Source organism: Nakamurella multipartita DSM 44233 (genome assembly GCF_000024365.1).
Taxonomy (GTDB): domain Bacteria; phylum Actinomycetota; class Actinomycetes; order Mycobacteriales; family Nakamurellaceae; genus Nakamurella; species Nakamurella multipartita.
Map to the genome: position 1 here is coordinate 2,129,910 of NC_013235.1, position 25,729 is coordinate 2,155,638.

The window sequence follows — 25,729 nt, forward strand, 5'->3', positions numbered from 1 at the left end:
CGGTCCCCGCTGTGGACAGGTCCGTGGCGCCCCCGCCGCGGACCTAGACTCGGGGCTGTGGTCGGACGGACGGTGGGGCGCATCACCGATGCCGACCGCGAACGCGTCCGCGACGCCAGCCGCATCGAGCAGGTGGTGGGGGAGTACGTTGCCCTGCGCAACGCCGGCGGCGGCAACCTCAAGGGCCTGTGTCCCTTCCACGACGAGAAGACCCCCTCCTTCCAGGTCAGCCCGGCCCGCGGCTACTACCACTGCTTCGGCTGCGGCAAGGGCGGCGACGTCTTCTCGTTCCTGCAGGAGATCGACCAGCTGACCTTCGTCGAGTCGGTGCAGCGGTTGGCCGAGCGGGCCGGCATCGCGCTGACCCTGGTCGAGGGCGGCTCCTCCACCCGGACCGAGCGGGGCACCCGGCCCCGGCTGCTGGCCGTCAACAAGGCGGCGGCCGCGTTCTACGCCGAGCAGCTGCAGACGCCGGGTGCGCAGGTCGCCCGCGACTTCCTGGCCGAACGCGGGTTCGACCTGGCCGCGGCCGCCCACTTCGGCTGCGGGTACGCCCCCGACGGCTGGGACGAGCTGGTCAAGGCGCTCACCGGGCAGGGGTTTTCGGTCGAGGAGCTGTACCGGGCGGGGGTGGCCCGGCAGGGCCAGCGGGGGCCGATCGACCAGTTCCACCGCCGCCTGCTGTGGTCGATCCGGGACGCCGCCGGGGACGTGGTCGGGTTTGGCGCCCGCCGGCTGTTCGACGACGACCGGGTCCAGGCCAAGTACCTGAACACCTCGGAAACCCCGCTGTACAAGAAGTCTCAGGTGCTCTTCGGCCTGGACCTGGCCAAACGCGAGATCATCAAGCAGCGCAAGGTCGTCGTCGTCGAGGGGTACACCGACGTGATGGCCATGCACCTGGCCGGGGTGACCACCGCGGTCGCCTCCTGCGGCACCGCCTTCGGTGACGAGCACATCAGCGTGCTGCGCCGGTACCTGCTGGACAGCCAGGCCGGCCCGGGCACCATGCGGGCCCGTGACGGCATGGTCGTCTACACCTTCGACGGCGACGCGGCCGGCCGGCAGGCCGCGCTCAAGGCGTTCGACTCCGATCAGCGGTTCGCGGCCAACACCTACGTGGCGATCGAGAAGAACGGCCTGGACCCGTGCGAGCTGCGGCAGGCCAAGGGCGACGAGGCCCTGCGCGAGCTGGTCGACTCGGCCCGCAACCTGTTCGAGTTCGCGATCGCCTCCGCAGTCGGCCAGTTCAACCTTGACTCGGCCGAGGGCGGGTACGCGGCGCTGAACGCCGGGGTCCCGCTGGTCGCCCGGATCAAGGACGACCTGCTGCGCGACCAGTTCGCCAAGACCCTGGCCATGCACGCCGGCACCGACATCCAGGAGACCCGGGAACGGGTCCGGCGCGCCGCGCAGACCCGGGCCCAGGCCCCGGACCCCGAGCCGCGGCGGCGTCCCGAGTCAAGGGCCGGCGAGCGACAGCGGTCCGATCCCGAGCCGCCGCCCGAACCGGAGCCGCCGGACCTGGACTGGCCCGATCCCCGGGACCGGGAGCTCACCGCCGAGCGGGAGGCGCTCAAGCTGGCCCTGCAGCAGCCGGCCCTGGTCGCGTCGGCCTACGGGATGATCGAGGCCGAGGTGTTCCGGGCCCCCGCCTACGCGACCGTGCACCGGGCGATCAGCGCCCTGGGTGGCCCCAGCGGCGATCGCAGCGGCCCGGCTTGGGTGGACGAGGTCCGCGGCGAGCTGCCGGAGGGCCGGCTGAGGTCGCTGGTCACCGAACTGGCCGTGGAACGGCCGGAATGGCTCTCCGATGAGGTCGACGCCCGGTACGCCGGGTCGATCCTGGCCCGGCTGGCCGAGCGGCAGGCGATCCGGCAGGAGAAGCGGCTGATCTCGGCCCTGCAGCGGGCTGAGGCGACCGGTGACAGCGCGCTGGCCCGGGAGTTGAACGCGGACCTGGCCGAGTTCATGATGTACCGCCTGGCGTTGACCAAACGAGCCTGGGGAGATTCATGAGTCCGGCGATCGGCGGATGAGCCCGCTGACCAAGGCGAGCCGCTGGTGGCGTCGCCCCGTGTTGCCGGCCGTCCTGCGCGCCGCGATGGAGCCCGACGAGCGGATCCTGGTGACCGCTCCCTGCGAGGACGGGCGGATGCTGGCGGTCAGCCGGTTCGGGCTGTGGGTGGTCACCGATCCATCCGGCCCGGCGGCCCGGGCCGAGCGGATCGGCTGGGAGCTGATCGCCCGGGCCCGGCTGACCGCCCGAATGCTCTCGGTGCTGTCCACCCGGGTGGCCGACCGCATCGACACCGGGGACGGCCTCGGCGATCAGGTGACCGGCGCGGTCCAGGTGCTGGTGGACGAGCCGGAGCTGGTGTTCGCGCTGGCCACCCGCAGCGGCCTGACCGATGTCGTGCACAACCGGGTCCGCCGGTCGGTCGCGGCCAGCCGGCACCTGCCGTATCCGGGGGCCGGGGGATGGGTCGTGCTGCGCCGGGTGCCCGGCCGCAACGGGCTGACCCGGCAGGTCCGCCTGGACCCGGGGGCGGACCTGAGCGCACCCGGATTCGCCGCCGCCGTGCTCGCGGTGGCCGACGAGCTGGCCGACACAATGCCGGCGGGCTGATCCAGCGTGCTGGCTAGACTTGGCGGCGATGACTGCGCACGCCGATCAGCCCAACGATCCGGGCCAGCTGCGGGCCTCCGACGACGACCGGAACGCGGTGGCCCGGATCCTGCAGACCGCCTCCGACGAGGGCCGGATCACCCCGGTCGAGCTGCAGGAGCGGCTGGACACCCTCTACCGCACCAAGACGCTGCGGGAGCTGGAACCGCTGACCTGGGACCTGCCGGGACACCGCGAGCTGGCGCCGCGGCCGGCGGCGACGCCGGTCTCGCTGAACAAACCGACCGCCGGATCGACGACCGAGCGGATCGGCGGGACCCCGACGTCCAGCGTCGCGATCGGCATCATGTCCGGGGCGACCCGGGCCGGTGCCTGGGTGGTGCCGGCCCAGTTCTCCGCGGTGGCCGTGATGGGTGGGGTCGACATCGACCTGACCAAGGCCCGTTTCGCCGAGCGTCAGGTCACGATCACCGCGCTGGCGATCATGGGCGGCATCGACATCGTCGTCCCGGAGGACGTCACGGTCGTCGTCAACGGCGTTGGGTTGATGGGTTCGTTCGAGGACAACGCCCGGACGCCGGGGACCGTCGACGGGCCGGTGGTGCGGATCAACGGGCTGGCCCTCATGGGCGGCGTCGACGTGCACCTGCCCAAGGGCACGCGGACCGAGCGCAACGGTTAGCGATCGCCGGTCGGACCGGTGACGGCGTTCGCCGAGCCAAGGGTCGGGATCAGCGCAGGAGGCGGTCGACGAACTCGTCGACGGCCTCGTCGAGGGTCAGGCCCGTGTCCAGCGGGGCCGTGAGGTGATCGAGCAGCAAGCCGTCGATGGCGTAGTGGAGCAGGGCGATCTCGGTCCGGCCGCCGGGTAGTCCGGAGTCGTCGTTGTGGGTTAGATCGTCCCGGAACGCCTGCTGTCGCCACCTGCTCAGCGCCTGGGCGACGGCGGGACGTCGGGCGGATTCCAGCCGCAGCTCGAACAGGGCGAGCGCGACATGCGGGTCGGACCGAAGCCGGCGCACGACGTCGTGCACGTACTCGGCGAACAGCGTCCGGTCGGGAGCCCGGGTCGTCCGTGAGAGCGGACCGTCGGGGTCGGGCCGGAGCCGCTCTCCGATGCGGTCGACCAGTGCGGCGACCAGATCGTCCCGGGTGGGGAAGTAGTTCGAGGCGGTGCCGCGGGGCGTGCCGGCCGCGGCGTCGACCGCGCGGTGGGTGAGGCCGCGGGCGCCGTCCTCGGCGAGCACCCGGATCCCGGCATCGGCGAGAGCTGACCGTCGTTCGTCGTTGCGGGCCATGACGCCATGCTAGCCAAACCACGACAGGTGTTGTACTTTAACCACGACAAGTGTCGTGATTGCAGCACCGGTGGGAGGCATCATGCGAGAACTCGTCTACTACGTCGCCGTCAGCATCGACGGGTACATTGCCGACCCCGACGGAGGTTTCGAGGCGCTGCTGATCGACGGGGACCATGCGTCGGTGGTGTTCGGGGAGTTCGCGGATGCGCTGCCCGTGCAGGCGCACGCCGCGCTGGGCATCGAACCGCCGGGGACCCGGTTCGACACGGTCGTCATGGGCTGGAACACCTTGACTCCCGCGCTCGCGCTAGGCATCCCCAGCCCGTACCCGCACCTGCGTCAGGTCGTCGCGAGTCGCCACCGACGCGACGTCGCCCCGGCGATCACGCTGACCGATGACCCGGTCGCGACGGTCCGCCGGCTGAAACAGGAAGATGGCCCGGACATCTGGCTCTGTGGGGGCGGCGAACTCGCCGGCGCGCTCCGGCCGGACATCGACCGCCTCATCCTCAAACGCTATCCCGTCGCGCTGGGCTCCGGGATCCCGTTGTTCGGCGCGGCCCGCTACGAGCCGCACCGATTCACCCTGGCCGGCACCCGCCCGTTCGAGTCGGGCGTCGTCATCGAGGAGTACATCCGCCCGGGCCGGGCGTGAGCATCGGGGCCACCGCGGACCGCATCCGGCTAGTGCGCGTTGGTGTCCTTGAAGAAGACGCTGGAGACCTTGGCCTGGACGAAGCCGGCGGCGCCCTGGACGGCCGGGTGGTCGGCCACCTTCGACGACCACCGCTTGATCTGCTCGTAGCGCTCGCGCCCGGCGCGGGAGCCGAGGACGTATCCGATGCCGATGCCCAACGCGAGACGGAACATATCTGCGGGAACCTCCAGGTCGATCCAAGCCGGGCCGGGATCAGCCGACCCGGCTCAGACAGTCTTCCCTATCCCAGGAGGGTCCAAGCACAGCTGGAGTTCACCAGGTGGACCGGCCGATCGGATGCGAGCACCGGTCGCGATGGCGATCGCACGTGGTGCAGCACTTCTCGGGGAAACGGCACAGGTGCAGCACCGCACCTCTGGTCTCGGACATGGGACTGACCCGGTTGGTGTCGCCGGCCGCGGGGGCCCCGACCGGGCGTCGCCGGAAGCTCGGAATGGCCATGATGGTGCCTGCTCTCGTCGTCGTATCGGGATCTCGGGAAACGCGAAACCCCCGGCGTCCCAACGCCGGGGGTTCTCCTCCATTGTGCCATGGGCCTTGGTCGGCGCGGCCGGGGCGGCACTCTCGGCGGGCCGGGGCCGCGGTGGCGTGGTGGTTCAGTCCAGGGTGAGCCGGAGCCCGTCCCGCAGGTCGGCTTCGGAGTAGGTCACCGCGCCCCGATGGGCGACCTCGACCTCGTAGAACTCGTGGCCCGCGGGCACGTCGTCGATGACGAGCGGAAAACGGCACAGGCTGACCGGGCCGTTGTCGCGCTGCTCACCCTCGCGGAGCCGGCCCAGGGCCACGACCTGACCGTCGGACCTGACCGTGATCTGAGCGCCGTCCCTGACGTCGCCGTCGTCGGTGCCATAGGTCGCGCAGGCGCGGTCCAGGATCACCGATCCTCGCGCCGTGAAGCTGCCCGCGGGTCGGACCACGACCAGGGCCACCCCCGCCGTGACGGCCACGATGCCGCCGGCGATCGCCAACGCGGTCAGCGTGGACATCGGCTTGCTCGGTGGTGCCGGTGCTGATGCTGGGGGCGGTGGGTGCCAACTGGTCGACGCCTGCGTCCGAGCCCCCGGTGACATGCGCGGAGCGTAACTGATCGATCACGCTCTGCACATCACTCGATGGACGGTACGGCTGGCGAGAAGATGAAAGAGGGCCCACCCGGTGGGCGGGCCCTGCGGTCTGGGAAGCGAAGCTCCCCCGGTTGGACTCGAACCAACAACCGTCCGATTAACAGTCGGATGCTCTGCCAATTGAGCTACGGAGGACCGTCGCGCACCGATCGCTCGGCAACGCGGCCTGAAGAATAACCTAGATCAGCGGCCAAGCCGAACCGGACAGCCCGCCGGGGGCGCTGAGTCGTCGGGCGCGCTGGGCCGTCGGACGGCCGGTCGTGGTCTGGCGGCGCCAGCGTGCTGCTCCCTGTGTGCCCCGGGTGGCTCGGCGCCGTCGTCCTGGGTCCGGGCGGCCTCAGGCCGATGGGGCAGTCGTCGATCGGGTTGAGGTCCGGCCGGTGTTCGGTGGGAGACCGGGTGTCGGGTGTGGCCACGCTCCTTGGCGGTCCGACCAAGCCGGTAGGGTCTTCGCCGGGGCGGTAGCTCAGTTGGTCAGAGCAGCGGACTCATAATCCGTCAGGTCGAGGGTTCGAGCCCCTCTCGCCCCACGTTTCTGCAGGTCAGCCTACCGGACGTGTGAATCAAGTAGCGAGTTGATCTTGAAAACCTCGCCACAAATACACGACACCGGTTCTGTGGTTGGTCTTCGACGATGTCGTGGAAGCTAGCGCTAGCGGGAGACGGAGCATCGTGGAATTGCATGGTCGAGCGCACTCGCCATAGTGGCAAGCCCCGGCAACGGATGCAGTCGACTGTCATCTCCCGGACGGTAGACTGTCAACTTGCGTGGCGCGCTCGTCGACGACCCATCGTGACGACGAGATCAGCGAGGCTGGCCCCGACCCGCCTGAAACCACCGGGCCCGATAGTGAATCGGGGCCGCGACGAGCCGCTCGCCATTGGGTCCAACCAAGCCGGGTCCGCGGTGATCGTCCATCCGCGGTGCTGGAGGCCGGGGTTCGACTCGGCGCGAAAGGGTCTGGGACCCTTGAGCCCGCGCACCATGGGGGACCGACGTCCGCCCGATTCGTTCCACATGCCATGATCGACCGGATCGCCATGGACAGGCGGCCGGCTTAGCTTGGAGGAGCCCGTAGATGCTGCGAGGAATCTGGTCCTAATCCATGCGAAATGTATTCGTTTCACCGCCGAAACAGTCCAATGGACAATCAAAATGCACCTGACCTGACGCCTTCGCGAGGGCGCCTTCTACGTGTCGCATCGGCTTGTCGGCTGAGGGGGAAATAGGATGGCATGGCTTCAGAACAAACTCGCCATACTGGGCGGTGGCGATCCTCGGCGTCCTAATGATCCTGACAATAGGGTTCGACACACCGCAACCGGATTGCTTCTTCTGGCGGTCGGCGCCTGGGCGTTCTTCGCTACAACAGCCACATTCTACGAGAATCTCCAACTTCCTTTGCCCGGGGCAGCTTTGGTGGGCGCATTGGTGGCGACCGTTGTCTTGACCGTTGACATCCTCATAACTTCATCGCCCTTAACAAGCGACAGTCCCTGGGCTAAACTGAAGGTGGTCCTAACTCGAGGCTTGATCTCGCTCACGATAGGTATCGTAATCTCACATACGACCATCCTATTCATGTATCGCGATGCTCTAGAAAAGATCGTATCAGATAAGAATGCGGCCGAATCCGCCCAGATCGTTGAAACGACCACCCAAAACTCGAAGTGGAACGCCACGATTTCTGACGCCAACTCAAGAATCGCGGAATACAATCAACAGATTGCGGCAGCGGATCAAACCTTGGCAGATGCACAGGCACGCCTTGACGATCTGAAGAAGCAGTGGAGTGACGATGAAATCTGTGTGAATGGAGACTATGCGGCAAACGGTGATCGCTGTACCCGTGGGGAGACAGCCCAGACCTTGCTTGAGGCCTACGAGAACTATCGCGACATAGTATTCCCTCCGATTCAAACCAATCATGATTCAGTGGTCAAGAGCCTGACGGCGGACAGGGACTCGCAGAACAAGATTCTTAACGACGCTATTGCGGCAAAAGCGGCCGAAGTGGCATCTGCCACTCAAGCCACCTCGGAGAACACCGGCCTTGCGGCTCAAACGACTGCCTTGGTAACCCTGCTCAAAGAAGATCCTTTCGTTTGGATCTGGCCAGCCTTCTTCATTGCCTTAGACCTTGTCGTGGCATTGATGAAAGCAATTCTGCCGGAATCTGATTTTGACCGCACCCGACGGGTGAAGCGCGCGCTCAATGTCAAGGAAGACCGGGCCCTCTCCCAAATTGTGTACACCCCGGAGGCAAGAGACGAAGCAGCGCGAATCTACTCAGCAAGATTGATTCAGCGTGCTAAATATCTAGTTGCCAATTCAGAGAGCGATCAACAGAGCTTCAGGCCTCGTTCGAATAGTGGCTCCCGGCCCAGGATTGCGACTGCATCCACGCTCGTCGTGTTAGCGGTGGTCGGTGTCGCAGTCTTCAGGTCTGCTTCTGGCCATCCGGATGATAGATACCCGCTCATGTCGACGTCTGGTCAGAATCTCACGCTGGCTACAAGTATGAACCTGTTCGTCCCCCCGGGCGCGATCTCGGACAACGCCACAGTTGTCGCCACAGTTGCTCCGCAAGTGGACTGGGTGAACCATCAACCTATCAGCACTCCCGTTACGCTTGACACTGCTGGGCAAATCATCGATGGATCGGACTTGAACCTTTCACTGCAATTGTCGGATGAGCAAGCTGCCGCTGCTGAGCAGGGGCTACTGCAATTGGCCTACCAGTCCGACGATCCAGACCACTGGACCGAGTACCCGTCAACCTACGACCCTCAGACGAAGACAGTCTCTGCGTCACTTGAGCACTTCTCGACTTGGCAATTCTGGGAGTGGGATTGGCCAAGTTTGTTGGGAACCTTCAGCCAAACGGTGGGGGAATGGGCGGGACGCAGAAGCTCGGAAACACCTCAATGCGACACGCAAAATCTCCCGACGCCAGAATGGTATCGGTCGTCCGCCGGGAGCGAGAGCCAGCCTGCACTGGTGATTCGGTCATGCATGCAGGGTCATGAGGGTGACGACGTTCTTGACGTGCAGATAGTCAACAACCGCCCATACGGCATGGTTCTCTACTATAACGGCGCGCAAGTGCAGTATGGGTGGCATGAAGAGCCGAAAAGCCTATCGGAAGCGTTCAGAAATGCGATCGGTGACTGGTCAGTTAGGAATGTCGGGCTCTACCTTCCGCCGCTGTCGCGTGCCGCAGTCGGCATCGCGCACCTCGATCCTGGACAGGGCCATGAGTTTCCTATTCTGCCGTCATCGGCAACCATGACAGCAGATCTGCTTGCGATAGTGACGGACCACGGTTTGGACCTTCCGGTCAACATGGCGGCCAACAAATGGGTTGCTGACATGTTTGCCCAGGCGGCCGCGAAGGATTGCGCCAAGATTCTAGGTGGGACCGCTGCAGCCGGAGTTCCTGACAGGTCGACAATTTACAACGTCTTGACAGAAGGAGGGGCGCAGTGCATCAAGGGAATTCTAACGGTTGCGGCCCGAGATGTAATGGCTTCGACTGGTGGGATCGTCAACTACGACGTCGTGAGTCTGAGCAAGAAGATTAAGCTTACTGAGGGCCTCGTTAAGGCGACTCGGTGGGGTGAGCTCGTGAACAAGCTAGGCAACTTCTTCGACTTTATCGTCGATGCAAATGTCGCGTCCTATGGGAACGTGATATTCGGCTTTACGGTCTGGGCGAAGAACCAAGTCGAAGCACCCGCGACCACGGAACCCCTGAGCCGGGCGTCTTCGACGAGTCCTTCTGAGGAATCATTAGCGCCGGCTCCAGTCACCGCAAGATCGTCCAGTGAGAGTTCTTCCAGCTCGCTTGCTTTGTCGAGCACGAGCGCAATTCCGGAACCAATTGCCGAGTCGACATCCGGGCAATCTCCATTAGCAATTGACACATCGACTCAAAGCCAGAGCGAATTTGGGACGACCACGAGCTCAACTCCTTCGCCGACACCTGCACCTCGACGTGTAGTTGCGTTCGACAATTATGGACCTGCCATGGGCCCAGGCACTCCGATTTGTTCTGGAAATCCTGGTCGCCCGGAGTCGATGCCAGGGGGTACGGTCGAGCAAGAGTTCGCTGTGGGTCCGGGCATCGGTCTGATCGATACGGCTACAGTGCAGATCGATCCCAACCCAGATGTGACTGTCACAGCAAGATTGTTTGTGGACGGAAGACTGGAAGCTACAACCAGCTCAGTGGCCAGTGGCGATACGTTGTTCAATTTTCAGAGTGTCCCGGTCGGAGCTGGCGCCAGAGTCAGGCTTTCGCTCACATGGTCGGCCGCGGGAGGCAAACTGAACACAATCTACACGACTGGTTCGCCAGTTGATAGCCGGTTGTCTGTACAAAATAGCTGTTCGGACGGCGCCCCGTCGTGGCAGAAGTCAGATGTTGGCCTTCGTGCAACTGTTGGTGGGTTGTCAGCATGACGATATTGGGACTTGTCGCCCGGACGATTCGGAAGACCTTTCGACCGTCGGTCTTCACGCCTCGCTGAGAGTAGTCGCCAATCGTGAAAGGTCCCTGATTGTGAGCGTGGGGTATGCGCTCAAACTGGTGTTGGGCCGTGGTTCTGGCGGGATCGCATTCTGAATCAGGCCCCAGGGACCGCGGCGAACTTGAATGGTCAGAAGACCGGCCCTATTCGCGGGTGCGATGTCATTGTCGAGCCGGTCGCCGACGTAGAGGATTTCGCTCGGAGGATGCCCGGACACAGCCACGAGCTTGTCGAAGAACTCGATCGACGGCTTGCTCAGCCCCCAGTCGTCGGAGGTGGCAATAACGTCGGCGGGCAGGTTCAGTTCGCGGATGAACCGGCCGGCTCGGACGGTCTGATTGCCTGCGATGCCGACGAAGTAGCCGCGCTCGCGAAGCGTGATCATGCATGGTCTGACGTCGGCGTACAGGTCGTTCGCGTTCAGGTACTCGCCGAGTCCGGCGTCGATGCGCGCTTGGCGCTCCTTCTCGAGGTCAAAGCCGGGGCGGAAGTGCTGGAAGACTTCGCGGTAGTCGCGTCCGGACGCGATGACGGCGCCGAAAACCGCGGAGAAGGTGTGTCGAGGGACGCCGAGCCAGTCAGCCCAGGTGCCGTACTCGCGGGTTTCGTCGATCAGTACTTCGCCGACGTCGAACCAGACGGCCTTGATGCCCCGAAGTCGCTCGTCGAGCGTCGTCATGCTGCGAGAGCCAGGTGCTGGTCGAGATCGCGGACGGCCGTGGACGTGGCCCACGGGGCCAAGTGGGATCGAAGCGCGCGGAGGCGATCGACACCTGTCGCGTAACCCGCCTGGCGTAGGCGATCGACGGCGTCGATGGCGATCGCACAGGCCTGGTCGACGTTCCCTTGGCTGAGGTGGGCCGTGGCGAGGTCGGCGAGGACCACGGCTCGCTGCTTCACAGCCTGGTCGGGCAGGTTGCTCAGAGTTACTGAAAGTAGGGCCAGTGCCTCATCATGCCGGTCGGCACGGAGGCTCGCGTAGCCGGCGAATCCGTTGAGGCGGGATTCGTCGAAGAAGTCGAACCATGGGAGTTCGGGCGCGAGGCGTGGCCGGCTGAAGGCGGTTCTGGCCCGGTCGATGTAGTCGAGGCTTTCACGGGCGGAGCCCGCGTTGGCGGTGATCTCGGATCCGACCGCCGCGAGCCACGATACGAGCCGGTGGTGCGGATCTCGGCCCAACACCGTGTTTGCCTGATCCAGGTATTGGACTGCCGACGTGATCCGTTTTTCGGCAGCTGGGATGAAGGCCGTGTGGCCTAGTGCCGCTGACGTGAGGTGATGGGCGCCGGCTTCGATGGCGGATTCGATCGCCAGTGCGTAGTACCCGCGGGCGGCGATCGCGTCGTTGAGGTCGAAGAACGAGATGCGGCCGGCGAGTAGGGCAACCTGCGCCTGATTCTTGAGCAGTGCTCGTCGTAAGCACGCGGTGCGGGCCTCTCGTAGGAGTTCGCGGGTGACGTCCAGGTGGGCGACAACCGGTGTGATCAGAAGCGTTGGGGCGGTGATGTGGTATAGGCGTTGGTAGCCGTCCGCCAGGTTCGCGAGTGACGCGGCGGTCCCGGTATGCGAGCTGGCGTCGGTACCGCCATGGCTTACGAGGGCCAGGGCGGGGGCAAGCGTGACCAGCTTCAACAACGATCGTCGCCGCAACGCTTCCGCCCCCCAGACCTCAAGCACGCGCGGCCTGAGGATCAGAGCATCCCTCCCGAGCTGGTCGAGGAGCAACCCCGTCCGCGCAACGAGCACGTCGATCGGATCGGTTTCCGGGCCTTCCGGCTGGCGATTCGGCTCACTGGTCGCGGGTGGGTTCCGGTGGTCGTCGTCGAACAAGCAGGCCAGCAGATCCTGGTACCGGCGGCTGGGGGCTTTGACGCCTCGTTCCCACTTGGCGACCATGTCGGCGTTGACCCCGACGTGCTTGCCGCTCTGCGTCCAGGCCAGCCGATCGAGATGCTGCGCGACTTCGAGCTGGGTCCAGCCGCGGCGTTCGCGCAGGGACCGGATCCGCTCCGCGTTCGTGGTCACCGGTCACCTCCCGTGACTCCCGCTGACCGGAGCCGACGAGGAGTCGGCTCGGATGCATAACTGTAGCAAGGAGTGATCGGGAAAGACTACATCAAGACTAGCCATGGCTAGCTCCACATGAGCGTTGTGTCGGTTTCGCTGGAACCCAGCCCGCACCGCCCACCAAGTCTGAAATGTCGGAGAGCCAGGGATCGCGGGAACCAACCATCGATGGGAGGACCGATGGAGACCGGTGAAACACTCTTGACGACAAGAGATCTGGCGCAGAGATGGCAGGTCAACGCCGGGAGTCTGGCCAACGATCGATCGGCTGGTCGGGGTGTCCCGTACGTCAAGATCGGCGGCGCCGTCCGGTACCGTCTCCGCGACGTCGAGGTCTTCGAGGCCAGCTGCCGGGTCGCCACCCTGGACGCGTCATGAAAGCGGGGCGCGGCCACGATGACCTTGAATCAGATCACGCCGCACGCAGCCAGAACGGCCAAGGTGGTCGGCCGATACCGTGCCTGCCCAGTGCCGAGAGCACCGGTGATCGCCTGGTCTCCGTGCTCGCCGAGGTGGCGGACCTGGGGTGGGGGAGCGACTCGGGCCACCAAGCTATCGGCATCATGCAATCGGCCTGCCGCCGGGAGGCCGCGCAGTGGACCCGGACGGCTGGCTGGCTGACCGACGAGGGGCTGGCCGTGGTCTGGGAACAGATCGACCGGCTGGTGCGGGCAGGCCGGTTCGCCGACGCGCCCGGCCTGCTGAGGATCGCGGTCCGTCGCGCCTACGCGGCTGAGGCGGCCGCCGCCCAGACCTGCATGGGGTCGGCATCGACGCGTGGCCTGATCGGCGCGGTCCGGGACTCGGATGTCGGCGCGGTGAGCGAGCTCGTCGAAGAGACGGTCACCGAAGCGGGCGACCACGAGCCGTCGAAGATGGCCGCGCCGGGCTGGATGCGAACCCTTGCCACGATGCTGGCCCGGGAGGGATGGTCCTGGCCCGTTCCACCACTGCAGGCGGTGATGGCTTCGGCAGCTGCCGCGGCGATCTCGTCGCGGCGGTCGCGTTCGAAGATGGCCGCCCACCAGACAGGTGTGCCGGACGCGACGTGGTCGGCGCTGGACCTGCTCACCGTCGGATCGGGCCCGGGGTGCCGGCCCGAGTCGAAGGTGACCGGAGCGGCGGTCCAGATCGAACTGTTCGGCGCCAAGGGAATCCAATCGAATCCGGAGCTGATGCGCGTCATCCGGGCCGCGGTCCAGGGGCGTCCCGTCCGGACGGGCCGCAAGAGGGCGGCGTGATGGGCACGGTCCTGCCGTTCGAGAGCCCGAGCGTCGGCGACGACGAGCAACGTGGTGATGTCGACTGGGACGACGACGCGGATATCGGCGAGCTGTCGTCCGCCGGTGCGGAACAGGTCACCGTGCAGATCCGCACGATGGTCGAACGCGCCTGGGAGTACATCGCCATCGCCTACCAGGGCCGCGCCTACCTGGCCCTCGGCTACCGGACCTGGGACGAATACGTCGACGACCGGCTGGGCGACCTTCGGCTGACGGTGCCCCGCGAGGAACGGGCCGAGGCCGTGGCGACGATGTCGAACGCGCGCATGTCGGTTCGCGCGATCGCCAAGGTCCTCGGCGTGGGAATCGGAACCGTCCACCGTGGACTCGCAGGAAAGTCCGCCGCGCCGGACGTCGACGATGGATCGACCATTCAGGGTCGCGACGGAAAGACCTACCGGCGGCGCATGAAAGGTGGCGCTGTGCAGGAGTGTTCGATCTGCGGAGAGTTCCACCCGGAATCGCCCGACGAGTGCCCGTGGGATCTGTTCGCCCAAGGCCTGGGACCCCGGCCGGGGACAGCGCTGCACGCCGTCGACGATCCCGCCGAACACATCTCGCCCACACCGGGCCGGCAACACGACGACGCGCCGCGCGATGTTGAGCCTCCGGCTGTGGCGATCCCGGCAGCCGTCGAGGCTGCGGTCGTCCGGGCGCTGCGCATCCTCGACGAGCTCGACGATCTCACGCAGCTGGTCGATGACATCGAATCCGTCAGCGGTGCCGCCACGCTGAAGCCGGACGCGATGGCCGTGATCGCCTCGGCCACCGAGCTCGCCGAGAGGCTTCGTCTCCAGATCGACGCGCTGGCGCGGGCGCGCGACCGGCTCGAGCGATTCACCGAAGCCATGGCCGGCGATCTTTCCCATCGGTGAGCGGCCAATCCTGCATGCAGCCCGTCACGCAGCGTCCCGAACGCAGCGTCCCGAACCCGGCTATTCGGCCGTGGCCGGAGCCTCTTTCGCCGGCCGGGGATCACCCGCTCGACCAGCCGGCGGGCCGAGTTGGTGCAGGGAGTACCCCTGCGGATAGACGGATCCCGCGGACCGGCCCGGCTCGAACCATGATTCGGTAGCCGCGGGGCGCAGCCTCCGAACGACCTTGCGGGCGAAGAAGACACCGTCGACGGCCCGCGCCAGGGACCAGTTCGGGGTGGGGAGTCCGAGCGCGTCGGTGAGGTGGGGCTGGTCGAAAAGCGCGCTGGTGAGGGCCGGCCCGATCCGTTTGGTCGGTCCGGGGAGCTTGCGGACGATGATCTGTTGCGTCGACTCCATGAGTCGGCGGCCGGCCGGGCTGGGCCGCAGATGCCGGCCCTCGAACTCCTGGACGAGGCGTTCCGCGTCCGCGTAGGTGGTCGGGGCATCTCGGATCCCCATCAGCCGGCCGATATGCCGGTAGAAGTTGACGCTGGCGTCCCGCTCGGCGGCGAGTAGCGGCCGCCAGCCGCGACGGTCGAGCCACTGGAGCGGGACGACCATCAGCGCGGCCAGGACGTACAGGTAGTCCTCGTTGCTGATCGGCCAGGGTTTGTGGATGCGGTTGAGCAGCCGGATCATCTCGCGGCTGCGGGTGTGGTCGAAGCCGTTGGCGATGATCTCGTACATGATCAGCCCGGTGTCGTACGCGCGCTTCTTGGGGCGGTTGATGATCTCACCGGACTGGACGAGCAGTTCGGCCATGTGCGGGATGGCGAAGATCCGGTAGAAGGCGAGGTTGAGGCCGACGCGCATGTCGGTGGGGAAGTCGTACAGGGCTGTCAGCTGGTAGATCCGCAGGTAGTCGTTCGCCGGGTCGAGGGTCTTGATCAGGTCCCGGTTGCGGTAGGCGCGCTTCATTGGGCGGCTCCGTAGGCGCCGGCGACGGCCAGGAGCTGGTCGATGTCGTCGTCGGCGGATGGCAGCAGGTCGGCGGCGAGGATGCCGGTGCGGGCGTCGGCGCGCCAGGCCGCGGAGTCGCGCAGGGCCCGTCCGAGTGCTTCCGGCGGGTTCGGGCTGCGCCGGATGTTCGAGGCGGCGGGTTCGGCGATGTGGATGAGGTAGAGGGCGTCTGCGATCTCGATCCGGCGCCGGGTGCTGACCATCTCGGCGTGTTCGACCGGGTTGTGGCCCGGCGGGACGGGCAGGACGACTTCCGGCATTGCGTGGGTGAGGTCGGCCCAGAGCGGTTCGAGGTGGTCGCTGATCCGGCGGGCCCTGCGCCACCGCAGGAGAGTGTCGAGCGGGATCGGGACGAGCACGCCGACGCCGGCGATGATCCCGGCGGACGCGACTCCGACGACGTTGATGGCGGCCAGAACCGGTGTGGGCTGGCCGGTCAGGTAGCTGACGGCCATCTGCAGGGCCGACGCCAGGGACGCGATGGCGGCCAGCGCGGCGCCGACCCCGATGCCGATCAGGCTCAACGTCCGGGCGCGGTCGCCGTCGGTGAACGCATGCCGTCGGCAGGTGCGGGCGATGGTGACCAGGCAGTAGACGAAGTACGCCGAGAAGGTGATCCGGTAGAGCACGGCGGCCCCATCGTTGGCGTATGCGCTGGCGAAGGCGCTGCCGGCGGACCCGTCGTGGACGTCGGCCATGGTGAACAGGATCGTCATCGCCAGCGCGACGGCGCCGAACAGGATCGAGTGGCGGACGACGATGCTTCGGGTGAGGTGTCCGTGGCGGACCGCGTAGAGGAACAGCAGGGTGAAGTAGGCGCCCGCGATGAAGAGCAGGTGCGATGTGAGTTCGGCGCCGTTCGGCCAATAGAGGAGCGAGTCGAACGCCGGCGCGATCGCGCCGAGGGTGAACGCCAGGGACACACAGACGGCTGCGACCGCCATCGTGATGCGACTCGCGTCCGGTCGTCGGACGGTAACGATCAGCCGGATGATCGTCGCCGCCCACAGGACGGCTGCGGCGAGTGCGAGGCCCATCAGCGCAGCCGGGTGGTCAGGCGGTCGAGTTCGCCGTTGGCCGTCCGCCGATGACTACGCGTCTGTGCGCGGGTGATCAGCCTGGTGGCCATTGCCTCCGCGGTCCGCTCATCGTCAGTGTCGTAGCCGTCCCGAGCCAGGAATCGTTCGAGCAGCTCGGGTGAACAGTGCGGCGCCAGCATCGACAGAAACTCGAGGTCGTCAGTGACGTGCGGCGCGTGGTCGAGCACGATGTGCACCAGTTCATGGCAGATGATGGTGTCCCGTCGGGAGCCGGAGGCCTTGAGCGGCACGACGATGACGTCCTCGAAGCGCCTGCGCAACGCGTACCCGGTCGCGTCGCTGGTGCTCAGTTGATGGGGCAGGAGGCGGATCCCTCGGCGGCGGTCGGCCGCCACGAGGTTGACGAATTTCTCGGCGGACCAGGGTCCGGCAGCAACGCGACCAGGTATTGGTAGGCGCGCTCATTCGGGTCGCGAGGGCGGATCCTGGTCCACGTCATCTGTGGGATCCCCCTCGTCGGGTAGCTGCTCGACCTTTCGGATGTGGTCGATTATCCCCTTCACGCTGGCGAGTCCGTCCGGTGAAAGGCCGTGTGCACGCAGAGCAATCGCTTGCACGTCGCTGTCCCGAATGGCCGACAACAACCGAAGATCGTTGTTGATCTTGTCTGCGGTGTCGGAATCGAAGAAATAGCTGATCGGAACCGCGAAAAGTGAGGCGAGCGCATTGAGGTGCCGCGCCGACGGATTATCGCGCTTTCCGTTGCGTAACTGGCTCAGGTACGCCGCTGACATCGGCGTTCCTTGCCGGGCGAGTTCGACCGAGGCCTGCTCGTTGGACCACAGGCCGCGACCACCGGGCCGGGGAACCGTCCTGAACAGGTGGTCCAGCCGTTCGGCGAGGTCAGGCATGCCGCCGTCGCTGTCGGCCACGTCGGTCCCTCTCTGCCCTGTCACGGTGTGTAGGCAGCCTACTGGGGTGCCGTCCGTTCGGTTGGCAGGGGGCCGCAGCTCTTGACCGAGCCATAACTAAATAACTACCTTTCGCAGCTAGGGCATAACTATAGCAAGGTACTTAGCTCACGGGAGCTGCCTGCACTGGGAGTCGACTCATCCGTTCGCCGGGTCGTCCGGCACCACCAGTAGAGGAGCAGATCCATGATTCGAGCGTTCGTCGCGCCGGAGGACACCACGGCCCCGAGTGCGCCGGCGCCGGCGCCGGCCGGAAACAACCCATTGACCGGGGCGACAGAGACCACGCTGCCGGGACTGGCGACCTTCAAGGGTCTGGTCCTGGGGCTGATCCCGTATGCCCTGGTTGCCTGCGTCGCCGCGTTCGTGATCGGCGCGATCCTGTGGGCGGTCGGTGCCTTCGGCAACAACCCGCAGCACTCCTCGCGGGGCAAGACGACGCTGATCGTCGCGCTGGCGGCCGCGCTACTGGTGGGTGGCGCCGCCTACCTGGTCGGCTGGTTCAACGCGGTCGGCAAGACGGTGTCGGCTCCCTCCTCCGTCGCCCAGACAATCGTCCCGGCCGAGCAGCAGCACTCGGTGTGAACCGATGCGAACTTCTGCGCATCCCGCCGCCGGGCGCCGCCGCATCCTCCTCATCGGCGCGGTCGTCATGGCCGTGGCGGTCGTCGCCGTCGTCGTGTTCACCGTATTCCTGTCCGACGACGAGGCGGGCCAGCCGACCGGGACGGCCGCGGCGCCATCGGTGAGCGCTCGCTCGTCCATGACCGCCACATCGGCCACGCCGTCCTCCAGCGAGGGGATCATCCTGCCCGGCAGCAGCCCGACCGACTCCGAACTCGTCGGCGGGCAGACCGACCACCTGGAATTTGCCCGGCTTGTCGCACAATCGGTGCTCGCCTACGACTCGGGCACCGACTTCCAGGCCCGCAACCAGGATCTGCTCCGCGCGGCCGCCCCGTCCCCGTACGGGGACCCGTCGCAGCTGGCCCGGGACCTGACCGCCTTCACCCCGGCGGGGCCGGCGCTGGATTCACTCCAGGCCAACGGCACGACCGTCACCGTGTACCTCACGGACGTCACCGTGTCCGAGTGGGCGGCCAACCGCCTCAAGGGCATCGGCGTGTCGCCCGGCGTCTACGGGATCGACGTAACCGGCCAGCAAACGATCACCACCAAGTCCGGCAACCCCGCCCGGGTCACCGTGCAACTCGGCGTCACTGTCGCCTGCCCGCCGGCCACCTCCTACTGCACGCTCGACCGCGTCCTGCCGCAACACCTGCAGGACGCCCTTGGACCAGGCTGATGCGGGCCATCAGAAGACTCCACCTCGCCGGTCCCACCGCCGTCGGACTGCTGCTGGGAATCGCCGTCGTCGTCACCATCGCCGCGGTCGGCAGCAACGGCAAACGCCAGCCCAGGTTCCTGCCCGGCGCCTTGGACTGCGGCGCCGTCACCGGGTCCGGACCTGGTGATCTCGACGCGGCGCAGGAACGCAACGCCAAGATCGTCGTCTCGGTCGCCCTGGGCCGCAAGCTCGGAAACAACTCCGCGGCCATCGGTGTCGCCGTCGCACTGGCGGAATCGACGTTGTACAACTACGCCAACGACGGCACCTCCACCCTGATCGGGTCGGCCGAGGGCCGCCAGCTCAACGACGCCGAACGGGCCGTCGCCCGAGAATCAATGCAGTACCCGCATGATCGCGTCGGCAACAACCTGGACTCCATCGGCCTGTTCCAGCAACGCCCGATGACCGGCTGGGGCGCCCCGGAGCAGCTGATCGACCCGGCCACATCGGCGGGCTTCTTCTACGACCGGCTCGTCGAAGTACCCGGCTGGCAAACCCTGCCGCCCTGGAACGCGGCGCAGACCGTGCAGGGCTCGCCGTCGTCCGACGGCGGCATCTATCGGGAGATGTACGACAAGGCCGTCACCATCGTCGACGACCTGACCGCAGACCAGAACACCGACCGGCCAGCGGCGGTGAACGCAGATCCGGTCTCCGCCACGAGCGACTGGTGCCCCGCTCCGGTGGCCGCCGCGGACGGCGGCGGTTCCGCCGCTTGGGGCGGCTACGCCAACGGGCAGATCCCCGCGACGGCGCTGTGCCCGGTCCCGACCGCCCCGCAACTGCTCCTGGAATGCCATGCCGCCGCGGCGTTCGACCAGATGAACACCGCGTTCAAGGCGGCGATCGGGCAGGACATCGGCATCACCGATGCCTACCGGGACTATGCCGGACAGGTGGCCTGCCGGGCCGAAAAGGGCAGCCTGTGCGCGGTCCCCGGCACCAGCAACCACGGCTGGGCCAAGGCCGTCGACATCGGCGCCTGCTGCGGCGTCAACTCCGCAACCGGGCCGGCCTTCGACTGGCTCACCGCGAACGCCGGCCGGTTCGGCTGGGTGCACCCGCCGTGGGCACAGCCCGGCGGGTCCAAGCCCGAACCCTGGCACTGGGAATACGGGTCCATCTCATGAACTGGGAACCCCAACCGGGGACTGAGGCGATCACCGGCTGGATTAACCAGGGCGTGCTGTTCGCCCTGGTCCTGGCCGTCGCGCTGGTCGTGGGCTGCGCAGTCTTGTGGGCCGCCGGGTCGATGTCGGCCAACGGATCGGTCGTCAGCCGCGCCCGGACCGGCATCGCGGTCGGGCTGGCCGCTGCCTTACTCCTGGGCGCCGGCCTCACCTATTTGCGATGGACATCCACCACCCAAGCGGTCGCGTTCGCCGGCGACCCCAAGGACTACAGCATCGACGACGCGCCCCAGCTGCCCGGCGACTGGGAGTTCGTCGACCTCTCCGATCGGTGGACCGCCGACATCAACGACGTCCGGGCCGGCGACGGCCTGCCCCCGTTCACCACGGACGGTGCGCTCACCCAGAAGGCCAAGTCCTGCGCCGGCAGCCGGGCCGGACTGGGCGGCGACTGCCCGACCAACCAGCTGTCCTGCGCGGACAACACCGGCCTGGTCTTCGGTGCCTGGGAGTACGGGCCGGGCGAGCTGGACAAGCTGGGCGGCGACCTGACCGCGGAGTTCATCCGCAGCCCCAACCCCTGGGGCGGGATCAGCACGCCAGTGACCCTGGACCGGTCCGCCGACATGCGGTCGGCCTGGGTGGCGATGCGGGACAACTCGAACAAGCGCGCCGTCGTCGTCGCGATGCTGGAAAACCCCGCGGGGCTGGCGGTCTGGAACGCCTGTACCCAGTTCGGATGAGCTAGCAACGAATGGATATCGAATGACGATCATGCTGCAAGCCGACGGGATCGGCGACTGGCTCTCCGACACCTCCGACGACGTCCTCAAACGCATCGCCGCCGGAGCCACGGTGCGATACATTCACCGCATCACTGCAGAGGAGTTCGCTCAGGTCGAAGCTGCGTCTGCCGCGATTCTGCGACTAGAACATTCATTTCAGTACAAGCTATTGGAAGCAAATTACGTTCACTTGGTCGAGTCCTACGAGTTGGTCACTGTCATGTTGCAGCTGGGCCGTGAGTTTGGGAACCCAGACCGGACTAGGCTTGGCGAAACAGTGATGGGGGCTCTAGCCAATTGGCTTTCTGCGATGCGAATGTATCTCGACCACCAGGAGCTAGCCATAAAGCGCGCCGGCAATGCTCAACATGAAGCAGATTTCGCGAAGGCTACCTCCGCTGCATTTGACCAGTTATTGGGCTATCGCTTCGCTTACAAGTTGCGAAATTTCGTCCAACACTGCGGTCTTCCTCTCGCGTCGATCGAACTCACGGCATCACCTGTGGGGTCCGAATTCAAGCAGCAGGCTACCCTGGTGGCTTCCCGGCAATCCCTGCTAGAAGAGCGACGTGTCTGGGGGCCTGTCGCTCGCGATATTGATCGACTACCAGAGTCATTTGATCTTCAACCATTACTGGCAGAGGCGATGGTTGGAATTCGACAGGTTGAGCAAGTATGCTTTGATGGTCTGCTTGACCATGCGGTCGAAGGAGCACCAGTCATTTTGTCGAAAGCCAGCAGGATTGTCACATCCGCAGGCGAACTTCCGACCGCCTTCCGAGTTGTGAAGAATGGCGACCGTTCAACCCATGGAAACTCGGATCCTACAGGTGGGAGCGGCTCAAGTCCTCGACGAGCTGGCCAAGGGAAATATCAGTCGGGAGGAAATCCGAATCCCAGGAGCGAGCCAAGCAAGCCGTCAGCCGATAAATGAAATGGTGCGGTCGAGCGGCCGAGGCGCGCAGGTTCTGTTGAAGTGGTTTAACGAGGGCGGCAGTACCGCAGCTTTCGACGATTTCGTCAACTTGGTGCTTCAGCAGGACGACAGTATCGTGCCGCTTGTTTCTGGTCTTGTGAACGTGGGTGCGGTGTCCACAAGCATGTTGGGGATACTCCTGAACTCGAGCCCGGAGTTAGTGATCAAAAATTTCGCAATGCCCGACATTGACGTTGCTGATGCAGCTATTCCTGAATAACTGGAGGACGCCGTGTCCTTATCGACTTAGCGAATTCCTGATACCGATTGCCATCCATCTCTGATGTCAGATTGGCCATCTTCTGAGTAAGCGTATTGAAATCGCGCTGAAAGGTCGGCTCGGACACGACAAGTATGTAGACCAGCTGAGTGATTGCTTCCAAGTACTGCCTGCGCGCCGTCAGTGCTGAGTAGTTCATGTCGGACATGAGTACTGCATCTGCCTTAAAGATCTTCTCTTGGCGGCTTTTCAATTGCCATCGCCACTGTCCGTGGGCGAGTTTATTGCGCTCTTCAATCACCGGCCGAATACTAGTTTCAATCGTAGAAACAATATGTTGGTAATGGTTGAAGCTCGTGCCTATCGTGCTCGAATCGATGCCGTCGTGCAGGGGCACCGTATAGTGGCGCCGGAATGCTAATTCGACGACGAACGTCCAGCGCTGCGCTTGCTCTCGTTTGTCCCAAGCTGCGCTTTGCTCGCGTTCATTGAAGCCAGTAGGGTCCGAAATGATCTTTCGCAGGCGAGCCTCGGCCTCGACTCCAAGCAACAGTCTGTGAACTATTCTTAAGGCCATGACCGCTGGCTCATCATTCTTGCGGATAGCTTGTTTGTGCTGGCGCTCAAGTTGAGTCATGGTCTTCTGAACCTGACTCAGGTTCTCGCTGTGCTTGGTGAACTCCTGGGAACTGGCGTATGCCACCTTGGACCCCCCTCGACTCCGAGCCGCCAGGCTACACAAGCATTTGCTTGCATAACCTGGCGGCCGGGAGTCGAACCCGGTGATTCTCCGACATCTGTCGAAGCGCGCTCCGAGCGCCCCCACCCGCATGCGACGGTAGCACGTTCAGAGCACCGGGCTTGAATGAGTAGAGAAGTCCTCACGGGATCAGTCATCCAAGGCTGTCATCCAAGCAACGGTGGCCGGGTACGAATGGAGGTCCCCCATGGTGGCGATGATCGTGTCGGCACCAGGATTCTGCAAGCCTGCTGTCAGCCGGCCGCTGAGTGGCCTACAGGTTGCCTACGGGCCGGATCAGGTGGATGGCCAAAGAGCGGTGGACCGTCAGGTCACGGATCGATGGACACGCTACTTGAGGAGATCGTCGATGTCCGGGTGGCGTCGCCGCGCTGCTCGTCGATCGATGGCCGCCTCGCGAGCGGTCGCCGATGCCGTCGCCCGCTGAGCTGCGAGATCGGCGGGAAGAAGGTGTTCGAGTGCGTCGAGCCAGCTGTCAGACAGGGTGCCGGTGACTGCAGGGGTCGAGCCGCTTTTCAGGGCGGACGACGCTGCGGACGTAGCGAAGTTGTCTCGTGCGTCCGCCAGTTGTGCCTCCAGAGTGGCGTGATGTTGAGCGTCAAGGATCGTGGTCGCCGCAGCGGCCGCAGTGTTGACGGCCCGGTCCACCGCCTGGATGGCGTGGTCCAGGAGCCGTTCGGCGATGATTCGCTCTTGTCCGTCGCTTGTCGCCGGGTCGTTCGCGATCTCGGCGAGGATGGCGGGCGCGAGTTCGTGTCGGAGCTCGGCCGCGTGGAGGATCTCGGTGACGATCTCGACGACCGCCATCCGCGCGGTCGTTCGTGCGCGATCCTCGGATTCGGCCGTGATGTGGTCCTGCCACAGGTCGTTGACGATGCTCGGGAGCCGGTCGGTCGGCTCGGGTTCGGCCTGGTGGCGGGTGGCGGTGCAGCCGGTGATGGCGGTGGCTTCGCGGAGCCGGCTGATCGCGGCGTCGCGGCGTTGGTCCCAGTCGAGGCCGATCATGCCGACGCCGGCGTCGGGGTGCCGGGTGAGCAGCCACCCGGTCCACAGGTGGCCGATGTCTTCCCGAATGCCGGGGTGGGTGAACCAGCAGGGTGGGATGACGGTGGCCGGGATCCGGTAGGTGGCGCGGAGCCAGCCGATCCAGTCGGCGAGTTCGGTCAGCTGTCGGGTGTAGGTGCTGGGGTCGAGGTCGTCCCAACACACCACCATCGGGATCGGTGGTGTGCCGGGCTGACCCCCGAACATGGTCGGGTCGAACGCCGGTTGGCTCACCGGCTGGTCCCGTGGGCCGGCCGCGGCCGCTGGTAGGCGCCTTCGGCGACCGAGCCGAGGCTGGTCTGGGCGGCGTGCAGCCGTCGACCTTCCTGCTGCTGGCGGAGTTCGCGGGCTTCGGCGACGGCGTCGACCAGGCCGATGAGGTGCCGGCGGACCTGCTGGCCCAGGTCGTCGTACTCGGCGGCCCGCGCCGGGTCGGGTTCGCCGTCGCCGGCGGCGATCATGCCGAGCGTGGAGGTGTCGGCGGCCTGCTCGGTGTAGTGGTTGCCGGGGGTGTCGGCCAGGAAGACGTAGCTGAACGGGCCGATCTGCCCGGGCGGACGAAGGACGGTGATGGTGCGGCCCGCGAACGCGGCGTCGACGGCGATGATGTCGTCCCAGTCATTGCCCGGCCGGACGGTCTCCGGTTGCAAAGCCGGCTCGAGCACGGCCGGCTCCGGTTGATTGGCCATCGCGGGGTCGTTGGCGGTGATCGAGTCCCACACCGGGGACTCGTCGAGCACCAGCCGGAGCTGGCGGGCGAGTTCGACCTGGTCGGTAGTGAATCCGTTGCGCCGGCCCTCGTCTCGGATCATTGCCAACGCGGACTCGGTCGCCGCGAGATCGGCCCGCACCGCATCGACGCGGGGCAGATCGACGTCGTCGCCGACCTCGCGGTCGGCACGCGGATCAGACCCGCTGGTGGCGTCGGCTCGTCGGGCGTGGACGCGTTGCTCGGCTTCGCGAGTCAGGACGATCGAGGGTTCGACAGTCGGGGTCCACCAGCGGTAGGCCTCGAACGCGGCCTGGTCCGGGGTGGACCATCCCGTCTTGCGGCGCAGGAACAGGCCGACGGCCCGTTCCGCTTCGTCGGTGCGGAGCCGGTAGTCCTCGCGGAGCGTGGTGACGACGTTCGCGGTGAAGTGGCGGTCCCGTTCGTGGTCGACGCCGTTGACGGCCGCGGCGCTCACAGCGACCGTCCATTCGCCGGCGCCGGCGCCGGATCCGGAACGGGGGAGGGCTCGACCCTGGCGGTCGGCACCGCCACCGCCGTCGCGGTCGGGCCGGGGTCGTTGACGACGGGGATGTCGCGGCCATTCTCCCGGACGATCGAGACGACGTCGCTGACCCGGGCGGTGCGAGTGTGCACGTCCATGTCCTTGGGCAGGTTCCAACTGGTCGTCGCCGCGTTCCAACGGAAGCCGTGGTCCCTCAGCGTCCGGTGCAGAGCGGTCGCGGTGCGTCCCACCCCAACGACCATGGTCGCCTCGCTGGTGTGGTGGATCGTCGGAGCCGAGTCCGCGACGATGTCTCGACCGTTGCTCGCGGCGGGTGCCTCATCCGCGGTCAGGGTGACGCTGCGGGCATAGACCTTGACCACGGCGCCGGTGGAGCCGTCGCGGCGGTCGAACAGTTCTAGCTCCGGGCGTCCTTCGACGGTGACCCGGTCACCCTTGTGCAGGGTGTCGCCGGCGTCCTCGGCGGCCTTGCCGAACACAGTCACATTGAAGAACTCGGGATCGGTCGAGGTCCACTCGCCGTTGCGCTTGACCCGTTCGTGACTGGCGACCCGCAGGTGTGCCCAGCTGGTGCCAGCGTTGCTGATCCCGAAATCGGGGTCGGCGGCGAGGTTGCCGTCGATCGTGATGCGTGCGGACATGGGGCTTCTCCCATCTCGTGGGTGTGCGGCGGAACGGGGGGGTC

The 25,729-nt window shown here is 66.1% G+C and carries 26 protein-coding genes and 2 tRNA genes; 14 read left to right on the top strand and 14 right to left on the bottom strand.

Annotation, left to right across the window (positions count from 1 at the left end; translation table 11 throughout):
* Nucleotides 1-57 precede the first annotated feature (57 nt).
* From dnaG to NAMU_RS09655, 3 genes are read left to right on the top strand one after another with little or no spacing between them, the layout of a single operon-like run.
* Nucleotides 58-2,019: a DNA primase gene (gene dnaG, locus NAMU_RS09645; RefSeq protein WP_041368670.1), complete on the top strand. Its 1,962-nt coding sequence runs from the start codon at nucleotides 58-60 to the stop codon at nucleotides 2,017-2,019.
* A 16-nt stretch (nucleotides 2,020-2,035) separates the two neighbouring features.
* The gene (locus NAMU_RS09650; protein WP_015747223.1) at nucleotides 2,036-2,629 is read left to right on the top strand and encodes a hypothetical protein; all 594 of its coding nucleotides are present in this window, start codon (nucleotides 2,036-2,038) and stop codon (nucleotides 2,627-2,629) included.
* A 28-nt stretch (nucleotides 2,630-2,657) separates the two neighbouring features.
* On the top strand, nucleotides 2,658-3,311 hold the full coding sequence (locus NAMU_RS09655; protein ID WP_015747224.1) for a DUF1707 SHOCT-like domain-containing protein: 654 nt from the start codon (nucleotides 2,658-2,660) through the stop codon (nucleotides 3,309-3,311).
* A 49-nt stretch (nucleotides 3,312-3,360) separates the two neighbouring features.
* Here NAMU_RS09655 and NAMU_RS09660 read toward each other — a convergent pair whose 3' ends face one another.
* The gene (locus tag NAMU_RS09660) at nucleotides 3,361-3,927 is read right to left on the bottom strand and encodes a TetR/AcrR family transcriptional regulator (RefSeq protein WP_015747225.1); all 567 of its coding nucleotides are present in this window, start codon (nucleotides 3,925-3,927) and stop codon (nucleotides 3,361-3,363) included.
* 82 nt (nucleotides 3,928-4,009) lie between these two features.
* Here NAMU_RS09660 and NAMU_RS09665 point away from each other — a divergent pair, with 82 nt between their 5' ends.
* Nucleotides 4,010-4,585: a dihydrofolate reductase family protein gene (locus NAMU_RS09665; protein ID WP_015747226.1), complete on the top strand. Its 576-nt coding sequence runs from the start codon at nucleotides 4,010-4,012 to the stop codon at nucleotides 4,583-4,585.
* A 29-nt stretch (nucleotides 4,586-4,614) separates the two neighbouring features.
* Here the strand turns inward: NAMU_RS09665 and NAMU_RS09670 are convergent, their stop codons facing one another.
* The 3 genes from NAMU_RS09670 to NAMU_RS09685 form a co-directional block, all read right to left on the bottom strand.
* Nucleotides 4,615-4,800 carry a hypothetical protein gene (locus NAMU_RS09670; protein ID WP_015747227.1) on the bottom strand — a complete coding sequence of 62 codons (186 nt, stop codon included), beginning with the start codon at nucleotides 4,798-4,800 and terminating at the stop codon, nucleotides 4,615-4,617.
* Between the two features lie 444 nt (nucleotides 4,801-5,244).
* Nucleotides 5,245-5,634 (bottom strand): hypothetical protein, encoded by a 390-nt coding sequence (locus NAMU_RS09680; RefSeq protein ID WP_015747229.1) that lies wholly within the window; start codon nucleotides 5,632-5,634, stop codon nucleotides 5,245-5,247.
* Between the two features lie 200 nt (nucleotides 5,635-5,834).
* A tRNA-Asn gene (locus NAMU_RS09685) sits at nucleotides 5,835-5,907 on the bottom strand.
* A 320-nt stretch (nucleotides 5,908-6,227) separates the two neighbouring features.
* On the opposite strand from NAMU_RS09685, the gene NAMU_RS09690 reads away from it, so the two are divergent.
* Nucleotides 6,228-6,302 (top strand) — tRNA-Ile (locus NAMU_RS09690).
* A 701-nt stretch (nucleotides 6,303-7,003) separates the two neighbouring features.
* Nucleotides 7,004-10,237, top strand: coding sequence for a DUF4407 domain-containing protein (locus NAMU_RS28155; protein WP_015747230.1), 3,234 nt, complete (start codon nucleotides 7,004-7,006; stop codon nucleotides 10,235-10,237).
* Between the two features lie 54 nt (nucleotides 10,238-10,291).
* Here the strand turns inward: NAMU_RS28155 and NAMU_RS09695 are convergent, their stop codons facing one another.
* Complete coding sequence (locus NAMU_RS09695; RefSeq protein WP_015747231.1) at nucleotides 10,292-10,984, bottom strand: HAD family hydrolase; 693 nt, start codon at nucleotides 10,982-10,984, stop codon at nucleotides 10,292-10,294.
* Nucleotides 10,981-12,330, bottom strand: coding sequence for a helix-turn-helix domain-containing protein (locus tag NAMU_RS09700; protein ID WP_015747232.1), 1,350 nt, complete (start codon nucleotides 12,328-12,330; stop codon nucleotides 10,981-10,983). Before NAMU_RS09700 ends, NAMU_RS09695 begins: the two co-directional genes overlap by 4 nt.
* Before the next feature lie 542 nt (nucleotides 12,331-12,872).
* On the opposite strand from NAMU_RS09700, the gene NAMU_RS09710 reads away from it, so the two are divergent.
* On the top strand, nucleotides 12,873-13,613 hold the full coding sequence (locus tag NAMU_RS09710) for a hypothetical protein (protein WP_041368673.1): 741 nt from the start codon (nucleotides 12,873-12,875) through the stop codon (nucleotides 13,611-13,613).
* Nucleotides 13,613-14,530, top strand: coding sequence for a hypothetical protein (locus NAMU_RS09715; protein WP_015747235.1), 918 nt, complete (start codon nucleotides 13,613-13,615; stop codon nucleotides 14,528-14,530). The genes NAMU_RS09710 and NAMU_RS09715 overlap by 1 nt, the downstream gene beginning before the upstream one ends.
* 60 nt (nucleotides 14,531-14,590) lie before the next feature.
* Here the strand turns inward: NAMU_RS09715 and NAMU_RS09720 are convergent, their stop codons facing one another.
* The 4 genes from NAMU_RS09720 to NAMU_RS09735 all read right to left on the bottom strand — a co-directional run bounded on the left by NAMU_RS09720 (nucleotide 14,591) and on the right by NAMU_RS09735 (nucleotide 17,504).
* Nucleotides 14,591-15,490 (bottom strand): oxygenase MpaB family protein, encoded by a 900-nt coding sequence (locus tag NAMU_RS09720; RefSeq protein WP_015747236.1) that lies wholly within the window; start codon nucleotides 15,488-15,490, stop codon nucleotides 14,591-14,593.
* A complete protein-coding gene (locus NAMU_RS09725; RefSeq protein ID WP_015747237.1) occupies nucleotides 15,487-16,569 on the bottom strand; it encodes an MAB_1171c family putative transporter in 1,083 nt (360 codons plus the stop codon). The genes NAMU_RS09720 and NAMU_RS09725 overlap by 4 nt, the downstream gene beginning before the upstream one ends.
* A complete protein-coding gene (locus tag NAMU_RS09730) occupies nucleotides 16,569-16,967 on the bottom strand; it encodes a hypothetical protein (protein ID WP_015747238.1) in 399 nt (132 codons plus the stop codon). Before NAMU_RS09730 ends, NAMU_RS09725 begins: the two co-directional genes overlap by 1 nt.
* Nucleotides 16,968-17,033: 66 nt before the next feature.
* Nucleotides 17,034-17,504, bottom strand: a complete 471-nt coding sequence (locus NAMU_RS09735) for a helix-turn-helix domain-containing protein (RefSeq protein WP_015747239.1) — start codon at nucleotides 17,502-17,504, stop codon at nucleotides 17,034-17,036.
* Nucleotides 17,505-17,729: 225 nt separating this feature from the next.
* On the opposite strand from NAMU_RS09735, the gene NAMU_RS27200 reads away from it, so the two are divergent.
* From NAMU_RS27200 to NAMU_RS09760, 6 genes are read left to right on the top strand one after another with little or no spacing between them, the layout of a single operon-like run.
* Nucleotides 17,730-18,128, top strand: coding sequence for a DUF6112 family protein (locus tag NAMU_RS27200; RefSeq protein WP_015747240.1), 399 nt, complete (start codon nucleotides 17,730-17,732; stop codon nucleotides 18,126-18,128).
* A gap of 4 nt (nucleotides 18,129-18,132) precedes the next feature.
* Nucleotides 18,133-18,849 carry a lipase chaperone gene (locus tag NAMU_RS09745; RefSeq protein ID WP_015747241.1) on the top strand — a complete coding sequence of 239 codons (717 nt, stop codon included), beginning with the start codon at nucleotides 18,133-18,135 and terminating at the stop codon, nucleotides 18,847-18,849.
* Entirely contained in the window at nucleotides 18,849-20,024 is a 1,176-nt protein-coding gene (locus NAMU_RS27205; RefSeq protein ID WP_015747242.1) for a M15 family metallopeptidase, read from the top strand. The genes NAMU_RS09745 and NAMU_RS27205 overlap by 1 nt, the downstream gene beginning before the upstream one ends.
* Nucleotides 20,021-20,767 (top strand): DUF6112 family protein, encoded by a 747-nt coding sequence (locus tag NAMU_RS27210; protein ID WP_015747243.1) that lies wholly within the window; start codon nucleotides 20,021-20,023, stop codon nucleotides 20,765-20,767. Before NAMU_RS27205 ends, NAMU_RS27210 begins: the two co-directional genes overlap by 4 nt.
* A 22-nt stretch (nucleotides 20,768-20,789) precedes the next feature.
* A complete protein-coding gene (locus NAMU_RS29175; protein WP_015747244.1) occupies nucleotides 20,790-21,743 on the top strand; it encodes a hypothetical protein in 954 nt (317 codons plus the stop codon).
* 1 nt (nucleotide 21,744) lies between these two features.
* The gene (locus NAMU_RS09760) at nucleotides 21,745-22,005 is read left to right on the top strand and encodes a hypothetical protein (RefSeq protein ID WP_041368677.1); all 261 of its coding nucleotides are present in this window, start codon (nucleotides 21,745-21,747) and stop codon (nucleotides 22,003-22,005) included.
* Here NAMU_RS09760 and NAMU_RS29180 read toward each other — a convergent pair.
* The 4 genes from NAMU_RS29180 to NAMU_RS27220 form a co-directional block, all read right to left on the bottom strand.
* Nucleotides 21,992-22,708: a hypothetical protein gene (locus tag NAMU_RS29180; protein WP_015747245.1), complete on the bottom strand. Its 717-nt coding sequence runs from the start codon at nucleotides 22,706-22,708 to the stop codon at nucleotides 21,992-21,994. The genes NAMU_RS09760 and NAMU_RS29180 overlap by 14 nt on opposite strands.
* Before the next feature lie 387 nt (nucleotides 22,709-23,095).
* Entirely contained in the window at nucleotides 23,096-23,770 is a 675-nt protein-coding gene (locus NAMU_RS27215) for a hypothetical protein (RefSeq protein ID WP_245544876.1), read from the bottom strand.
* A 269-nt stretch (nucleotides 23,771-24,039) separates the two neighbouring features.
* Entirely contained in the window at nucleotides 24,040-24,996 is a 957-nt protein-coding gene (locus tag NAMU_RS09775) for a hypothetical protein (protein ID WP_015747247.1), read from the bottom strand.
* Nucleotides 24,993-25,685 carry a single-stranded DNA-binding protein gene (locus NAMU_RS27220; RefSeq protein WP_015747248.1) on the bottom strand — a complete coding sequence of 231 codons (693 nt, stop codon included), beginning with the start codon at nucleotides 25,683-25,685 and terminating at the stop codon, nucleotides 24,993-24,995. Before NAMU_RS27220 ends, NAMU_RS09775 begins: the two co-directional genes overlap by 4 nt.
* Between the last annotated feature and the right edge of the window lie 44 nt (nucleotides 25,686-25,729).

Bases quoted from the DNA above. Each gene is read 5' to 3' on its own strand.
- NAMU_RS09650 (WP_015747223.1), top strand. From the start codon at position 2,036: ATGAGCCCGCTGACCAAGGCGAGCCGCTGGTGGCGTCGCCCCGTGTTG.
- NAMU_RS09655 (WP_015747224.1), top strand. From the start codon at position 2,658: ATGACTGCGCACGCCGATCAGCCCAACGATCCGGGCCAGCTGCGGGCC.
- NAMU_RS09660 (WP_015747225.1), bottom strand. From the start codon at position 3,927: ATGGCCCGCAACGACGAACGACGGTCAGCTCTCGCCGATGCCGGGATC.
- NAMU_RS09665 (WP_015747226.1), top strand. From the start codon at position 4,010: ATGCGAGAACTCGTCTACTACGTCGCCGTCAGCATCGACGGGTACATT.
- NAMU_RS09670 (WP_015747227.1), bottom strand. From the start codon at position 4,800: ATGTTCCGTCTCGCGTTGGGCATCGGCATCGGATACGTCCTCGGCTCC.
- NAMU_RS09680 (WP_015747229.1), bottom strand. From the start codon at position 5,634: ATGTCCACGCTGACCGCGTTGGCGATCGCCGGCGGCATCGTGGCCGTC.
- NAMU_RS28155 (WP_015747230.1), top strand. From the start codon at position 7,004: ATGGCATGGCTTCAGAACAAACTCGCCATACTGGGCGGTGGCGATCCT.
- NAMU_RS09695 (WP_015747231.1), bottom strand. From the start codon at position 10,984: ATGACGACGCTCGACGAGCGACTTCGGGGCATCAAGGCCGTCTGGTTC.
- NAMU_RS09715 (WP_015747235.1), top strand. From the start codon at position 13,613: ATGGGCACGGTCCTGCCGTTCGAGAGCCCGAGCGTCGGCGACGACGAG.
- NAMU_RS09720 (WP_015747236.1), bottom strand. From the start codon at position 15,490: ATGAAGCGCGCCTACCGCAACCGGGACCTGATCAAGACCCTCGACCCG.
- NAMU_RS09725 (WP_015747237.1), bottom strand. From the start codon at position 16,569: ATGGGCCTCGCACTCGCCGCAGCCGTCCTGTGGGCGGCGACGATCATC.
- NAMU_RS27200 (WP_015747240.1), top strand. From the start codon at position 17,730: ATGATTCGAGCGTTCGTCGCGCCGGAGGACACCACGGCCCCGAGTGCG.
- NAMU_RS09745 (WP_015747241.1), top strand. From the start codon at position 18,133: ATGCGAACTTCTGCGCATCCCGCCGCCGGGCGCCGCCGCATCCTCCTC.
- NAMU_RS27205 (WP_015747242.1), top strand. From the start codon at position 18,849: ATGCGGGCCATCAGAAGACTCCACCTCGCCGGTCCCACCGCCGTCGGA.
- NAMU_RS27210 (WP_015747243.1), top strand. From the start codon at position 20,021: ATGAACTGGGAACCCCAACCGGGGACTGAGGCGATCACCGGCTGGATT.
- NAMU_RS29175 (WP_015747244.1), top strand. From the start codon at position 20,790: ATGACGATCATGCTGCAAGCCGACGGGATCGGCGACTGGCTCTCCGAC.
- NAMU_RS09760 (WP_041368677.1), top strand. From the start codon at position 21,745: ATGGTGCGGTCGAGCGGCCGAGGCGCGCAGGTTCTGTTGAAGTGGTTT.
- NAMU_RS27215 (WP_245544876.1), bottom strand. From the start codon at position 23,770: ATGATCGGCCTCGACTGGGACCAACGCCGCGACGCCGCGATCAGCCGG.
- NAMU_RS27220 (WP_015747248.1), bottom strand. From the start codon at position 25,685: ATGTCCGCACGCATCACGATCGACGGCAACCTCGCCGCCGACCCCGAT.